The sequence below is a fragment of the Mycobacterium bohemicum DSM 44277 genome, from assembly GCF_001053185.1.
In the GTDB taxonomy this organism is placed as follows: domain Bacteria; phylum Actinomycetota; class Actinomycetes; order Mycobacteriales; family Mycobacteriaceae; genus Mycobacterium; species Mycobacterium bohemicum.
Genome location: NZ_CSTD01000004.1, coordinates 39,654 through 54,519, shown reverse-complemented (window position 1 = coordinate 54,519; position 14,866 = coordinate 39,654). Strand labels below are relative to the sequence as shown.

Below are 14,866 nucleotides of genomic sequence, written 5' to 3'. Positions count from 1 at the left end.
CGCATCGATCAACCACGGCATCGTCGCGCTGGGCGGCGGGCACGGGCTCTATGCGACGCTGTCGGCGGCGCGCCGGCTGACGCCGCACGTCACCGCCGTGGTGACCGTGGCCGACGACGGCGGCTCGTCGGGCCGGCTGCGCGGCGAGCTCGGGGTGGTCCCGCCGGGCGACTTGCGAATGGCGTTGGCGGCGTTGGCATCGGACAGCCCGCACGGCCGGCTGTGGGCCACCATCCTGCAGCACCGGTTCGGCGGCAACGGCGCCCTGGCCGGGCACCCGATCGGCAACCTGATGCTCGCCGGCCTCTCGGAGGTGCTCGCCGACCCCGTCGCGGCCCTCGACGAACTCGGACGCATCCTCGGCGTCAAGGGCCGCGTGCTGCCGATGTGCCCGATCGCGCTTGAGATCGAGGCCGACGTGTCGGGTCTGGAGGCCGACCCGCGAATGTTCCGGCTGATCCGCGGCCAGGTCGCGATCGCGACCACCCCCGGCAAGGTGCGACGGGTGCGGCTGCTGCCGGACAATCCGCCGGCGACCCGGCAGGCCGTCGACGCCATCATGGGCGCCGACCTGGTGGTGCTCGGGCCCGGGTCGTGGTTCACCAGCGTGATCCCGCACGTGCTGGTGCCGGGGCTGGCCGCGGCCTTGCGGGCCACCACCGCCCGGCGGGCGCTGGTGCTCAACCTGGTGGCCGAACCGGGGGAGACGGCCGGCTTCTCGGTGGAGCGTCACCTGCACGTCCTGGCCCAGCACGCACCCGGTTTCACCGTGCACGACATCATCATCGACGCCGAACGGGTGCCCAGTGAGCGGGAACGCGAGCAGCTGCGCCGCACCGCGACCCTGCTCGAAGCCGAAGTCCACTTCGCCGAGGTGGCCAGACCTGGTACACCTTTACATGATCCGGGCAAGCTCGCGGCGGCCCTGGACGGCGTGCTGGCGGGCCCCACGGGCGCGGGAGCGCCTCCCGTCACCACTGCGGAGATCCGGGTCGACGGTGACAGTAAGGGGTGACGGCGCGTGGCGATGACGACCGAGGTCAAGGACGAACTGAGCCGTCTGGTGGTGAAGTCGGTCAGCGCACGGCGCGCCGAGGTGACGTCCCTGCTGCGGTTCGCCGGCGGGCTGCACATCGTCGGGGGGCGGGTGGTCGTCGAGGCCGAGGTGGACCTGGGCAACATCGCGCGGCGGCTGCGCAAGGACATCTTCGAGCTGTATGGCTACAACGCCGTCGTGCATGTCTTGTCGGCCAGCGGGATTCGCAAGAGCACCCGCTACGTGCTGCGGGTCGCCAACGACGGTGAGGCGCTGGCTCGCCAGACCGGCCTGCTCGACAACCGGGGGCGCCCGGTGCGGGGCCTGCCCGCCCAGGTCGTCGGCGGCAGCGTCGCCGACGCCGAAGCCGCCTGGCGCGGAGCGTTTCTGGCCCACGGCTCGCTGACCGAGCCCGGCCGTTCCTCGGCGCTGGAGGTCAGCTGCCCCGGCCCGGAGGGCTCGGCGTGAGCGCGAAGGCCCGCGAGGTGCGCGGCGCCGATCGGGTGGTGGTGCGCGATGGCGAGGCGATCGGGGCGCTGCTCACCCGGATGGGAGCCCAGGACACCCGGCTGGTGTGGGAGGAGCGCCGGATGCGCCGCGAGGTGCGCGCGACGGCCAACCGGCTGGCCAACTTCGACGACGCCAACCTGCGCCGCTCGGCGCGCGCCGCGGTCGCGGCGGCCGCCCGCGTGGAACGGGCGCTGGAGATCCTCGGCGACACGGTGCCCGACCATCTGGCCTCGGCGGGCAAGCTGCGCGTCGAGCACCGGCAGGCCTCGCTGGAGGAACTCGGCCGGCTCGCGGACCCGCCGATGACGAAAGACGCTGTGGCGGGCCGCATTCGGCGGTTGCTGTCGATGGCCGATCGCAAGGCGAAGGTTGAGGGCATCCCGGACACGGAGTCGGCGGTAACCCCAGACCTGTTGGAGGACGCCTGACGACGATGCGCGCCGCGAGGCGGCGCGCGGTGGGGGCGAGTTAGGCGATTGGCAGATGCCTGATCGGCAGCTACGGTCAGGGCATGAAACGGCTTTCCAGTGTTGATGCGGCGTTCTGGTCGGCGGAGACGTCCGGCTGGCACATGCACGTGGGCGCGTTGGCGATCGCCGATCCGCGCAAGGCGCCCGAGTACAGCTTCGCCCGCCTGCGCGAGCTGATCATCGACCGGTTGCCCGAGCTGCCGCAGTTGCGCTGGAAGGTCACCGGGGCGCCGCTGGGGCTGGACCGCCCCTGGTTCGTCGAGGACGAGGAACTCGACCCCGACTTCCACATCCGGCACATCGCCGTTCCCGCGCCGGGCGGGCGCCGCGAACTCGAGGAGCTGGTGGGCCGGCTGATGTCGTACAAGCTCGACCGGTCCCGGCCGCTGTGGGAACTGTGGGTCATCGACGGGGTCGAGGGCGGCCGGGTCGCGACGCTGACGAAGATGCATCACGCCATCGTCGACGGCGTCTCCGGCGCGGGGCTGGGCGAAATCCTGCTCGACGTCACGCCGGAACCGCGGCCGGCCCAACAGGAGATGGTCGGGTCGCTGGCCGGATCCAAGCTCCCGAGCCTGGAACGACGGGCGCTGGGCGCCCTGTTCAACCTCGGCGTCATGACCCCGTTCCGCATCGCGCGCCTGCTGGAACAGACGCTGCGCCAGCAGATTGCCGCTCTGGGCGTGCGCAGCAGGCCGCCGCACTATTTCGAAGGGCCCGCGACCCGGTTCAACGCCCCGGTGACCCCGCACCGCCGGATCTCGGGTTCCCGCGTCGAGTTGGCCCGGGCCAAGGCCGTCAAGGACGCCTTCGGTGTCAAGCTCAACGACGTCGTGCTGGCGATGGTGGCCGGCGCCGTGCGCGAATACCTGCTGAAGCGCAACGAGCTGCCGCAAAAGCCGCTCATCGCGCAGATCCCGGTCTCCACGCGCGGCGACGACACCAAGGACGACGTCGGCAACCAGATCAGCTCGATGACCGCGTCCCTGGCCACCGACATCAAGGACCCGGGCGAGCGGCTGCTGGCCATCCACGCCAGCACGCAGAGCGCCAAGGAGATGGCCAAGGCCCTGTCGGCGCACCAGATCATGGGCCTGACCGAGACCACCCCGCCCGGCCTGCTGCACCTGGCCGCGCGGGCCTACACCGCCACCGGGCTGTCGCGAAACCTCGCGCCCATCAACCTGGTCGTGTCCAACGTGCCCGGCCCGCCGTTCCCGCTGTACATGGCCGGCGCAAAACTGGATTCGCTGGTGCCGCTGGGTCCGCCGGTGATGGACGTGGCGCTGAACATCACCTGCTTCTCCTACACCGACTACCTGGATTTCGGCTTCGTGACCACACCGCAGGTGGCCAACGACATCGATGAGATGGCCGACCTCATCGAGCCGGCGCTGATCGAACTCGAGACGGCCGCCGCGGCTTTGCAGCAGAAGACCAAGTCGCGCCGCCGGACCACCCGGCGCTGATGACTCAGTCGCGGCGACGCCCGTCGGCCGGGCGGGTGGTCGCGTACACCCACGACAGGAAGCGCGCCACCGCCTCGGCGGACCGGTGCGCACGGGGGGAGCCGAAGATGTCGAAAGCGTGCTGGGCGTAAGGCAATTCGGCGTAGGCCACCGGTGACTTGGACACCGCGCGCAACTCCTCGACGAACTCCCGCGCCTCTTCGACCGGGATGAGCGAGTCGTCGGCGCCGTGCAGGACGAAGAACGGCGGAGCGTCGGGCCCCACGTACCGGATCGGTGAGGCGTCGAGGTAGATGTGCCGGTGCGTGTCGAATTTGTGCTTGACGACCAGCCTTTCGAGCACCTCGATGAACTGGGCGCGGCCGTCGGCCTCGGTGGAGTACCAGTCGTAGCGGCCGTAGTACGGGACCGCGGCCACCACCGACGTGTCGGCCGCTTCGAAGCCGGGCTGGAACTTGGGATCGTTGGGGCTCAGGGCGGCCAGCGCGCTGAGGTGACCGCCGGCGGAGCCGCCGCTGATCGCGACGAAGTCGGGATCGCCCCCGTAGGCGGCGATGTTCTCCTTGACCCAGGCCAGCGCCCGCTTGACGTCGACGATGTGGTCGGGCCACGTGTGCCACGGCGAGACGCGGTAGTTCATCGACACGCACACCCAGCCCTGCGAAACCAGATGGCCCATCAGGGGATAGGCCTGCGGACGGCGCCACCCGATCATCCACGCGCCGCCGGGCACCTGGAGCAGGACCGGCGCCTTGCCGTCGCGCGGCAGATCGTTGCGGCGCCAGATGTCGGCCAGGTTGGCGCGCCCGTGCGGCCCGTAGGAGATGATGTTCTGCTTGTCGACGAATCGTCGCCTCGCCACGGTGGTGCGCAGCGGCAGGTTGCGCCGCCCGGCGCGGGTCGGCCCGCCGGCCAGCTCGGCCAGCTCGTCGGCGTAGTCGGGACCGAGCCCTTGGCTCAGTCCGGCCTCCAGCACCGGGGCCGGGGTGGTCGTCGCCCGGTAGCGGATCATCGCCAGCACCGGCCAGGACGCCGCCGTGAGGGCCAGCGCCAGCTTTCCCTTGCGGCCGGCGAAGTCGCCGCGCCGGCCGCGGCGCAAGGCGTCGAGCATCGAGGCGGTGGCGTAGAGCCCCGGCACCTCCGAGGTGGGCCAGCCGAACCAGAACACCAGCACCGAGACGTAGGGATTGCGGCTCACGGGATGTAAACCGTTGACCGCGTTCAGCAATTCGATCGCCCCGCGGGTCAGCGGTCTCGGCGTGCGCACCCGCCGTCGGAGCCTTTCCAGCCTCACGAGCCGGCGACCCTGGACTGCAGCTCGTTGCGCAGGATCTTGCCGGTGCTGCTGCGGGGGAGTTCGTCGACGATCGCGATCTCGCGGGGCACCTTGTAGTTGGCCAGGTTTTCCCGCACGTGCTGCTTGAGGTCGTCGGGAGAGGTCGAGGCGCCGGGGGCCGGCACCACGAAGGCGGCCAACCGCTGGCCGTATTGCTCGTCTTCGACGCCGATCACCGCCGCCTCCGCCACGTCCGGGTGCGCGGTCAGGATCTTCTCGACCTCGATGGGGTAGACGTTCTCGCCGCCGGAGACGATCATCTCGTCGTCGCGTCCGACGACGAACAGGCGCCCGTTGGCGTCGAGGTAGCCGACGTCGCCGGAGGACATGAAGCCGGCGTGGAAGTCCTTGCTGGCGCCGGAGGTGTAGCCCTCGAACTGGGTGTCGTTGCGGACGTAGATCGTCCCGACCTCGCCGGTGGGCACCTCGTGCAATTCCGAGTCCAGGATCCGGATTTCGGTTCCCTCCGCCGCCCGGCCCGCGGTGTCGGGGGCCGCGCGCAGGTCGGCCGGCGTCGCGGTGGCGATCATGCCGGCCTCGGTGGCGTTGTAGTTGTTGTAGATCACGTCGCCGAACTCGTCCATGAACGCGGTGACCACGTCGGGCCGCATTCGCGACCCCGATGCGGCGGCAAACCGTAATGACTTGCCGCTGTAGCGCTTTCGCACCTCGTCGGGCAGCTCCATGATGCGGTCGAACATCACCGGGACGACGATGAGGCCGGTCGCGTCGTGCCGGTCGATGAGGTCGAGCGTCGCCTCCGGGTCGAACTTGCGCCGGGTGATCACCGTGCACGCCATCGTCGCGGCGAACACCAACTGCGAAAAGCCCCACGCATGGAACATCGGCGCCACGATCACGACGGGTTCCTCGGTGCGCCACGGCGTGCGGTCCAGGATCGCCTTGAGGGTGCCGATTCCCGCGTTGCCGCCGGACTGGTTGGCGCCCTTGGGACTTCCGGTGGTGCCCGAGGTGAGCAGGATCATCCTGCCCTTGCCGCCGGTGCGTCGCGGTTGCCGGCCGCTGTGCGCGGCGATCAGCCCCTCGACCGTCGGTTCGTCCCGCGGCCCGTCGGTCCAGGCCACGATCCGGGTGGCCGCCGCATTGTCGGCCAGCGCGCGGTCGACCGTCGCGGTGAACTCCTCGTCGTAGATGACCGTGTCGACGCCCTCGCGACCGACCACCTCGGCCAGCGCCGGACCGGCGAACGACGTGTTGAGCAGCACCACGTCGGAGCCGATCCGGCTGGCGGCCACCACCGCCTCGACGAAACCCCGGTGATTGCGGCACATGATCCCGATCGCCTGCGGCCGGCCGGTCGGCAGCTCCTGCAGCGCCGCGCCCAGCGCGTTGATCCGCTCGTCGAGCTGACGCCACGTCAGCGTGCCGAGTTCGTCGATCAGGGCGGCCCGATCCGGGCAGCGCTGCGCGGCGCCGGCGAAGCCCACCGTCATGCCCATGCCCTCCCGGCGCATGGCCGCGGCGATCTTCAGGTAGCGGTCGGGCCGCATCGGCGCGATGATGCCGGCGCGCCTCATCGTCTGGATGATGCCCAGGACGCCGAGGCCCCGGTCGACGACTGATGCCACGGGTCAGCCCAGAATCGGGAAGCGGCGCTTGGCGGCCAGCTCGTCGAGGGCGTGCTGCATCACCGACCGGACGTGCTCGTCGACCTCGTCGATGTCGGGGTCGTCCCCGAAGCGCGCGGTGATGTCGATCGGCTCGAGCACCCGCGTCACGATCTTGGTGGGCAGCGGCACGTTGGGCGGGATGGCGGCGCTGAACCCGAACGGGAAACCGAACGACAACGGCAGGATGTCGCTGCGCAGCAGCCGCTTCACCCCGAGCCGCTCGGCGAGCCAGGTTCCGCGGGACAGGTAGAGCTGGGTCTGTTGGCCACCGATCGACACCGCGGCACCCGTCGGGGAGTCGGTCGCGCCCCGGCCCGACGCGGCCGACCAGCTGCAGGCCGACTACTTCCTGCGTTTGCTCGCCCAGAACCGCCGCCTCATCGACCACCGGATCGACGGGTACCGCAAGGCGATCGCCGCCGCGGAGGCCAAGGGCGACGTCGAAGGCGTCGTCACCTTCCGGCGCACGGTGGTCGGCGAGGAACGAGACCGCCGGGTGCTCGACGCCATGATCGAAAGCTTGCACCGGCGGTTTCCCCGGCGGTCCTGACGGCGGGCGCCCGGGCCGCGCCGCTGCGCGCCGGGCGTGGGGCCTGTGCACTGCTTTCTCGGGTTTTTGTCCATCTCCCACGCGGTCGGCGGTGGCAATGGTGTTGGACCGCAACCTCATTGAAACTTCCCTTTGCCAGGGCGGCGGGACCGTACGGGATCGATGTCGACGACCCGGTGCTCGTGGCGCATGTGCGCCGTGAGCTTTCGCTGAGCGGCATATGGTGTGTGATGTGGCCCACCGTCATGGGAAGGGGACGACATGGGATTCATGACACCGGTGCTTCCGGACGTCGACCACGACACCTGGCCCACATTGCCGCGGGCGACCCGGCTACAGGTGGTGACACGGCACTGGGCCGAGCACGGCTTCGGCACCCCCTACGCGGTGTATCTGCTCTACCTGCTCAAGATCGCGCTTTACATCGCGGCCCCGGCCGCGATCATCTCGCTCACCCCCGGCCTGGGCGGGCTGGGCCGCATCGGCGACTGGTGGACGCAGCCGATCGTGTACCAGAAGGTGATCGTCTTCACGCTGTTGTTCGAGGTCCTGGGCCTGGGCTGCGGTTCCGGCCCGCTCACCGGCCGCTTCATGCCACCCGTCGGGGGATTCCTGTATTGGTTGCGGCCCAACACGATTCGCCTGCCCGCCTGGCCGGGCAGGGTCCCGCTCACCGCCGGTGACACCCGCACCGTCGTCGACGTCGCCCTCTACGCCATCGTCCTGGCCGGCGGGGTGTGGGCGCTGTTGTCACCCGGTCACGGCGGCCCGGTCACCGGCGCCGGCGATGTCGGCCTCATCGACCCGGTGCTGGTCATCCCCACCATCGTCGCCCTGGCGTTGCTGGGGCTGCGCGACAAGACCATCTTCCTGGCCGCCCGCGCCGAACACTATTGGCTGAAGCTGTTCGTGTTCTTCTTCCCGTTCACCGACCAGATCGCCGCGTTCAAGATCATCATGCTCTTCCTGTGGTGGGGCGCAGCGACTTCCAAGCTCAACCACCACTTCCCCTACGTGGTGGCGGTGATGACGAGCAACAACGCGCTGCTGCGGCCCAGGCTGTTCAACCCGATCAAGCACACGCTCTACCTCGACCACGTCAACGACCTGCGGCCGTCGACGCTGCCGAAGCTGATGGCCCACGTCGGCGGCACCACCGCCGAATTCGTGGTTCCCACGCTGCTGGTGTTCTTCGCCGCCGATCACCCGTGGCGGTGGTTCCTCATCGGGTTCATGGTGATCTTCCACCTCAACATCATTTCCAACCTCCCGATGGGGGTGCCGTTGGAGTGGAACGTCTTCTTCATCTTCTCGCTGTTCTATCTGTTCGGGCACTACGCTGCGATCCGGGCCACCGACCTTCGCTCGCCCCTGCTGCTGGCGATGCTGATCCTGGCGCTGCTGGTCGTCATCGCGGGAAACATGTTCCCCGAGAAGATTTCGTTCCTGCCCGCCATGCGGTACTACGCCGGCAACTGGGCCAGCAGCGTATGGTGCTTCCGCGCCGGCGCCGAGGAGAAGATCGACGCCGACATCGTCAAGAGCTCCGCGCTCGTGGTCAACCAGCTGGCACGGCTGTACGACCCGGCAACCGCCGAGATCATGGCGGACAAGACCGCCGCATTCCGCGCGATGCACGTCCACGGCCGGGCCCTCAACGGCCTGTTGCCGCGCGCCATCGACGACGAGGCGAACTACAAGATCCGCGAGGGCGAGATCGTCGCCGGTCCCCTGGTCGGGTGGAACTTCGGGGAGGGCCACCTGCACAACGAGCAGCTCCTGGAGGCGGTGCAACGGCGCTGCCACTTCGAGGACGGCGACGTCCGGGTGATCGTCCTCGAGGGTCAACCGATCCAGAGCCAACGGCAGTGGTATCGCATCGTCGACGCCAAGCGCGGCGTGATCGAGGCGGGCTACGTCAACGTCAAGGACATGCTGACGCGCCAGCCGTGGCCGGCGCCCGGCGACGAGTTCCCGGTGCACGTCACCGTTGGCGGCGACCCGCGGCGCCCGCGATCGCCGCGCACGACCCAACACGGCACCCGATGACGACCGCGGTCGTCGTCGGGGCCGGGCCCAACGGCCTGGCCGCCGCCATCCCCCTCGCCCGCCACGGCGTCGATGTCCACGTGTTGGAGGCACGCGAAACCGTCGGCGGGGGAGCGCGTTCGGGGGAGCTGACCCTGCCGGGCGTCGTCCACGACCACTGCTCGGCGTTTCACCCCCTGGGTGTCGGTTCGCCGTTCTGGAGGCAGATCGACCTGCAGCGCTACGGCCTGCGGTGGAAGTGGCCGGAGGTCGACTGCGCGCACCCGCTCGACGACGGCACCGCCGGAGTGCTCCATCAGTCGATCGAGAGGACCACCGCGGGCCTGGGACCCGACGCCGCCCGCTGGCGCCGCGCCGTCGGCGACCTCGCGGAGGGCTTCGACGACCTGGCGCAGGATCTGATGCGTCCGGTCATCAACGTTCCGCGGCACCCGGTGCGCCTCGCCGCGTTCGGGCCGCGCGCGCTGCTCCCCGCGACGACGATGGCCCGCTGGTTTCGCACCGAGCAGGCGCGGGCGCTGTTCGGCGGCTCGGCCGCCCACGTCTACACCCGGCTGGACCGGCCGCTGACCGCCTCGCTCGGCCTGATGATCCTGGCCAGCGGGCACCGGTACGGATGGCCCGTCGCCGAGGGGGGCTCCGGTTCGATCACCCAGGCGCTGGCCGCCGCCCTGCAGGACCACGGCGGGAGCGTCACCACCGGGGTGATGGTCGCCGCCCGCGCCGACGTTCCCGACGCCGATGTCGTCATGCTCGACCTGAGCCCGGCCCTGGCGCTGCAGCTCTACGGCGACGCCATGCCCAGTCGCGTCAGGCGATCGTTTCAGCGCTACCGCGAGGGGTCCTCGGCGTTCAAGGTCGACTTCGCCGTCGACGGCCACGTCCCGTGGACCAACCCCGATTGCGGGCGCGCGGGCACCGTCCACCTCGGCGGCACGTTCGCCGAGGTGGCCGACACCGAACGCCAACGCGCACAGGGCAAAATGGTGCAGCGGCCGTTCGTGCTCGTCGGGCAGCAGTACCTGGCCGACCCGTCGCGCTCGGCCGGCGGCATCAACCCGATCTGGGCGTACGCCCACGTGCCGTTCGGCTACAGTGGCGACGCCACCGACGCCGTCATCGCCCAGATCGAGCGATTCGCACCGGGATTCCGCGACCGCGTCGTCGCCACGGTCAGCACCAGCACGGCCGAACTGCAGGCCTACAACCCGAATTTCATCGGCGGCGACATCATCGGCGGCGCCAACGACGGGCTGCAGGTCATCCTGCGCCCGCGCATCGCCCTCGACCCCTACGCGACGGGTGTGCCCGGCGTGTACTTGTGTTCGCAGTCCACGCCGCCGGGGGCCGGAATCCACGGATTGTGTGGGTATTACGCCGCGGAGTCGGCGTTGCGGTGGCTGCGCAAGCGCCGCACCCTCTGACGAAGCGCCAGGCCAGGGTCGAATCGCCGCGGCTTGTGGCCGAAACGTGACTCAGGCTTGACCGAATTGCGCACGCGCCCTTGCGCTTCCGTTGTTGACCCGGGCCCTAACATCGCTATTGCAAGGGTGTCAATAAAAGGGAATCGGAGCCATGCGGGCGGTTGTTCGGTGCGTTCTGACCGTTGTCGGCATCGCTGCGACCGTGATCGTGGGGCCGGCCGGCCCGAGCCGGGCGGCGGTGACCCAGTCGTACAGGTCGGCGATCGCGTCGGTTCTGCCGGCCCGGGGCCAGGCGGTCGGCGTGGCGCATCCCGTGGTGGTGCGTTTCGGCGTGCCCGTCGTCGGCGCGGCCAGCCGGCACGCGGCCGAGCGCGCCCTGGACGTCAGGTCCGCGCCGGCGATGACCGGCAAGTACGAATGGCTGGACAACGACGTCGTGCAGTGGGTTCCCGACCGGTTTTGGCCGGCGCACAGCACGGTGGCGCTCTCGGTGGGCGGCGCGCCCACCGAATTCCACACCGGGGCAGCCGTGGTCGGCGTTGCCAACATCTCCGACCATACGTTCACCGTGAGCATCGACGGGGTTCCGACGGGACCGCCGCCTTCCCTTCCGGCTCCGCACCACCGGCCCCACTGGGGAGAGCAGGGGGTGCTGCCGGCCTCGATGGGCAGGCCGGAGTACCCGACTCCCGTCGGCTCGTACACCGTATTGGCCAAGGACCGCACGGTGATCATGGACTCGAGCAGCGTCGGCATCCCCGTCGACGATCCCGACGGCTACCGCATCCCGGTGGATTACGCCGTCCGGATCACCAACCACGGCCTCTACGTTCATTCGGCCCCCTGGGCCGTCAACGCGATGGGTCTGGAGAATGTCAGCCACGGCTGCATCAGCCTGAGTCCCGAGGACGCCGAGTGGTACTTCAACACGGTCAACGTCGGCGACCCGGTCATCGTTGAGGATTCCCCGCAGCCACCCCCGCAGCCGTCCCCGCAGCGCCAGCCTCCGCTGCTGTGGGAAGCGCCGCCCAGCTGACCCGCGTCGCCGACTCGACGGCGGCCTGCCCGTCGTGACGAGGCGCCACCCAGATTCGGATCGTGTTTCCGGGGTCGATGATCTTTGGTGGCGCGGCCCTGCTTTGACGCCGGACCGACGCCGCCGCAACCCGGCCGCGAATCGAGCCGTGTTGACGCGCAAACGGAACGGACCCGCGCGGCCCCCGGGGCCGGGCACAGTTACCGGCGGCGCGCGGGCTGCCGGCACTGATCTAGGCTGACGGCAAAGCGCTCATCAGCGAACAGGGAAAGGCAGGGCGAGGCAAGTGACGGTCCGGGTAGGCATCAACGGCTTCGGCCGAATCGGCCGCAACTTTTACCGGGCTTTATTGGCTCAACAGGAGCAGGGCACCGCCGACATCGAGGTGATCGCCGTCAACGACATCACCGACAACCACACGCTGGCTCACCTGCTGAAATTCGACTCCATCCTCGGCCGGCTGCCCTACGACGTCAGCCTGGACGGCGAGGACACCATCGTGGTGGGCAGCCACAAGATCAAGGCGCTGGAGGTCCGGGAGGGCCCGGCGGCGATGCCCTGGAGCGACCTCGGCGTCGACGTGGTGGTGGAGTCCACCGGCCTGTTCACCAACGCCGCCAAGGCCAAGGGCCACCTGGAGGCCGGCGCCAAGAAGGTGATCATCTCCGCGCCGGCCACCGATCCCGACATCACGATCGTGCTCGGGGTCAACGAGGACAAGTACGACGGCAGCCAGAACATCATCTCCAACGCGTCGTGCACCACCAACTGCCTGGCGCCGGTCACCAAGGTCCTGCAGGACGAATTCGGCATCGTCCGGGGCCTGATGACCACCATCCACGCCTACACCCAGGACCAGAACCTGCAGGACGGGCCGCACAAGGACCTGCGGCGCGCGCGGGCGGCGGCGCTGAACATCGTGCCCACCTCCACCGGCGCGGCCAAGGCGATCGGCCTGGTGATGCCCGAACTCAAGGGCAAGCTCGACGGCTACGCGCTGCGGGTGCCGATCCCGACCGGCTCGGTCACCGACCTCACCGTGGAGCTGGCCAAGGAGGCCGGCGCCGACGAGATCAACGCCGCGTTCAAGGCCGCCGCCGAGGGCCGGCTCAAGGGCATCCTCAAGTACTATGACGCCCCGATCGTCTCCAGTGACATCGTCACCGACCCGCACAGCTCGATCTTCGATTCCGGGCTGACCAAGGTGATCGGCAACCAGGCCAAGGTCGTGTCCTGGTACGACAACGAATGGGGCTACTCCAACCGCCTCATCGACCTGGTCGCGCTGGTCGGCAAGTCGCTGTAGGCGCCGTGGCCGTTCCGACACTCGAAGACCTTCTCGCGCAAGGCGTTTCGGGCCGCGGCGTGTTGGTGCGCTCCGACCTGAACGTTCCGCTCGAGGACGGGGCCATCACCGATCCCGGGCGCATCACCGCGTCGGTGCCAACGCTGCGCGCGCTCGTCGACGCGGGCGCCAAAGTCGTCGTCACGGCCCACCTGGGCCGCCCGAAGGACGGGCCCGACCCGAAGTTCTCGCTGGCCCCGGTCGCGGCGGCGCTCGGCGAGCAGCTGGGCCGGCACGTGCAACTGGCCGGCGACTTGGTCGGGGCCGACGCCCTGGCCCGCGCCGAGGGTCTCACCGACGGTGACGTGCTGCTGCTGGAAAACGTCCGCTTCGACCCGCGCGAGACCAGCAAGGACGACGGCGAGCGCCTGGCGCTGGCCCGGCAGCTGGCCGAATTGGTCTCGCCCGGAGGCGCTTTCGTCTCCGACGGCTTCGGGGTGGTGCACCGCAAGCAGGCCTCGGTGTACGACGTGGCAACGCTGCTGCCGCACTACGCCGGCGAGCTGGTCGCCGCCGAGGTGCGGGTGCTCGAGCAGCTGACGAGCTCCACCGAGCGGCCCTACGCGGTGGTCCTCGGCGGCTCGAAGGTGTCGGACAAGCTCGGCGTCATCGAACAGCTGGCCACCAACGCCGACAGCATCCTGATCGGCGGCGGCATGTGTTTCACTTTCCTTGCCGCTCAAGGGCTTTCGGTCGGGAATTCGCTCCTGGAATCCGAGATGATCGACACCTGCCGCCGGCTGCTGGACACCTATCACGACGTGCTGCGCCTGCCGGTCGACATCGTGGTGGCCGAGAAGTTCGCCGCCGACTCCCCGCCGCAGACCGTCGCCGCCGACGCGATTCCCGAGGATCGCATCGGCCTGGACATCGGGCCGGGTTCGGTCAAGCGGTTCACGACGCTGCTGGCCAACGCCAAGACGATCTTCTGGAACGGACCGATGGGGGTGTTCGAGTTCCCGGCGTTCGCCGCGGGCACCAAGGGGGTCGCCGAGGCGATCGCCGGCGCGACCGGCAAGGGCGCGTTCAGTGTGGTCGGCGGCGGCGACTCCGCGGCCGCCGTGCGCGCCCTGGGCATCCCGGAGGACGACTTCTCCCACATCTCCACCGGCGGGGGCGCGTCGCTGGAGTTCCTGGAGGGCAAGACGCTTCCGGGCATCGAGGTCCTCGGTCGGCCGCAGCCGGACGGGGCTGACGCATGAGCCGCAAGCCGCTGATCGCCGGCAACTGGAAGATGAACCTCAACCACTTCGAGGCGATCGCGCTGGTGCAAAAGATCGCCTTCGCGCTGCCCGACAAGTACTACGACAAGGTCGACGTCACGGTGTTGCCGCCGTTCACCGACCTGCGCAGCGTCCAGACCCTGGTCGACGGCGACAAGCTGCGGCTCACCTACGGCGCCCAGGACCTGTCCAAGCACGACGCGGGCGCCTACACCGGCGAGGTCAGCGGCGCCTTCCTGGCCAAGCTGGGCTGCAGCTTCGTCGTCGTGGGCCACTCCGAGCGGCGCACCTACCACGCCGAGGACGACGCCCTGGTGGCCGCGAAGGCCGCCGCCGCGCTGAAGCACGAGCTGACCCCCATCGTCTGCATCGGCGAGCACCTCGACGTCCGCGAGGCGGGAAACCACGTCGACCACAACGTCGAGCAGCTGCGCGGGTCGCTGGCCGGCCTGTCCGCCGAGCAGATCGGCACGGTCGTCATCGCTTACGAACCCGTCTGGGCCATCGGCACCGGGCGGGTCGCCAGCGCCGCCGACGCGCAGGAGGTGTGCGCGGCAATCCGCGCGGAGCTCGCCGAGCTGGCGTCACCGCAGGTCGCCGACACCGTCCGGGTGCTCTACGGCGGGTCGGTGAACGCCAAGAACATCGGCGAGCTGATCGCCTGCGAGGACGTGGACGGCGCGCTGGTCGGGGGCGCGTCGCTGGACGGGGAGCAGTTCGCGACGCTGGCGGCGATCGCCGCCGGGGGGCCCCTGCCCTAGGGCGGTTGCCCGGTTGCCGCGGTGGC

At 70.0% G+C, this 14,866-nt stretch carries 10 protein-coding genes and 3 pseudogenes; 10 read left to right on the top strand and 3 right to left on the bottom strand.

The window, feature by feature from the left end:
- Window positions 1-7 precede the first annotated feature (7 nt).
- The 3 genes and pseudogenes from yvcK (at window position 8) to BN971_RS17435 (ending at window position 3,485) form a co-directional block, all read left to right on the top strand.
- Window positions 8-1,031 (top strand): annotated as a pseudogene (gene yvcK / locus BN971_RS17445) (uridine diphosphate-N-acetylglucosamine-binding protein YvcK).
- Window positions 1,028-1,974: pseudogene (gene whiA, locus BN971_RS17440) on the top strand (DNA-binding protein WhiA). Before yvcK ends, whiA begins: the two co-directional pseudogenes overlap by 4 nt.
- An 83-nt stretch (window positions 1,975-2,057) precedes the next feature.
- Window positions 2,058-3,485: a WS/DGAT/MGAT family O-acyltransferase gene (locus BN971_RS17435; protein ID WP_085179941.1), complete on the top strand. Its 1,428-nt coding sequence runs from the start codon at window positions 2,058-2,060 to the stop codon at window positions 3,483-3,485.
- Window positions 3,486-3,489: 4 nt separating this feature from the next.
- Here BN971_RS17435 and BN971_RS17430 read toward each other — a convergent pair whose 3' ends face one another.
- The 3 genes and pseudogenes from BN971_RS17430 to BN971_RS17420 form a co-directional block, all read right to left on the bottom strand.
- Window positions 3,490-4,779 carry an alpha/beta hydrolase gene (locus BN971_RS17430; protein ID WP_085179942.1) on the bottom strand — a complete coding sequence of 430 codons (1,290 nt, stop codon included), beginning with the start codon at window positions 4,777-4,779 and terminating at the stop codon, window positions 3,490-3,492.
- Window positions 4,776-6,377: an acyl-CoA ligase FadD12 gene (gene fadD12, locus BN971_RS17425; RefSeq protein ID WP_264028519.1), complete on the bottom strand. Its 1,602-nt coding sequence runs from the start codon at window positions 6,375-6,377 to the stop codon at window positions 4,776-4,778. The genes BN971_RS17430 and fadD12 overlap by 4 nt, the downstream gene beginning before the upstream one ends.
- A gap of 36 nt (window positions 6,378-6,413) precedes the next feature.
- Window positions 6,414-6,746, bottom strand: a pseudogene (locus BN971_RS17420) (glycerol acyltransferase); the annotation flags it as partial.
- A gap of 61 nt (window positions 6,747-6,807) precedes the next feature.
- Here BN971_RS17420 and BN971_RS17415 point away from each other — a divergent pair.
- From BN971_RS17415 to tpiA, 7 genes are all read left to right on the top strand, one after another.
- The gene (locus BN971_RS17415) at window positions 6,808-7,002 is read left to right on the top strand and encodes a hypothetical protein (protein WP_090350396.1); all 195 of its coding nucleotides are present in this window, start codon (window positions 6,808-6,810) and stop codon (window positions 7,000-7,002) included.
- A gap of 261 nt (window positions 7,003-7,263) precedes the next feature.
- Window positions 7,264-9,051: a DUF3556 domain-containing protein gene (locus BN971_RS17410; RefSeq protein ID WP_090350395.1), complete on the top strand. Its 1,788-nt coding sequence runs from the start codon at window positions 7,264-7,266 to the stop codon at window positions 9,049-9,051.
- Window positions 9,048-10,475: a phytoene desaturase family protein gene (locus tag BN971_RS17405; RefSeq protein WP_090350393.1), complete on the top strand. Its 1,428-nt coding sequence runs from the start codon at window positions 9,048-9,050 to the stop codon at window positions 10,473-10,475. The genes BN971_RS17410 and BN971_RS17405 overlap by 4 nt, the downstream gene beginning before the upstream one ends.
- 151 nt (window positions 10,476-10,626) lie before the next feature.
- On the top strand, window positions 10,627-11,511 hold the full coding sequence (locus BN971_RS17400; protein WP_085179947.1) for a L,D-transpeptidase: 885 nt from the start codon (window positions 10,627-10,629) through the stop codon (window positions 11,509-11,511).
- Window positions 11,512-11,797: 286 nt separating this feature from the next.
- Complete coding sequence (gap, locus tag BN971_RS17395) at window positions 11,798-12,817, top strand: type I glyceraldehyde-3-phosphate dehydrogenase (RefSeq protein ID WP_085179949.1); 1,020 nt, start codon at window positions 11,798-11,800, stop codon at window positions 12,815-12,817.
- Window positions 12,818-12,822: 5 nt separating this feature from the next.
- Window positions 12,823-14,058 (top strand): phosphoglycerate kinase, encoded by a 1,236-nt coding sequence (locus tag BN971_RS17390; RefSeq protein ID WP_085179950.1) that lies wholly within the window; start codon window positions 12,823-12,825, stop codon window positions 14,056-14,058.
- Entirely contained in the window at window positions 14,055-14,840 is a 786-nt protein-coding gene (gene tpiA / locus BN971_RS17385) for a triose-phosphate isomerase (RefSeq protein ID WP_085179951.1), read from the top strand. Before BN971_RS17390 ends, tpiA begins: the two co-directional genes overlap by 4 nt.
- Window positions 14,841-14,866 lie beyond the last annotated feature (26 nt).

Excerpts from the sequence above, each read along its gene's own strand:
- BN971_RS17435 (WP_085179941.1), top strand. The coding sequence starts at position 2,058 with ATGAAACGGCTTTCCAGTGTTGATGCGGCGTTCTGGTCGGCGGAGACG.
- BN971_RS17410 (WP_090350395.1), top strand. The coding sequence starts at position 7,264 with ATGGGATTCATGACACCGGTGCTTCCGGACGTCGACCACGACACCTGG.
- BN971_RS17405 (WP_090350393.1), top strand. The coding sequence starts at position 9,048 with ATGACGACCGCGGTCGTCGTCGGGGCCGGGCCCAACGGCCTGGCCGCC.
- BN971_RS17400 (WP_085179947.1), top strand. The coding sequence starts at position 10,627 with ATGCGGGCGGTTGTTCGGTGCGTTCTGACCGTTGTCGGCATCGCTGCG.
- tpiA (WP_085179951.1), top strand. The coding sequence starts at position 14,055 with ATGAGCCGCAAGCCGCTGATCGCCGGCAACTGGAAGATGAACCTCAAC.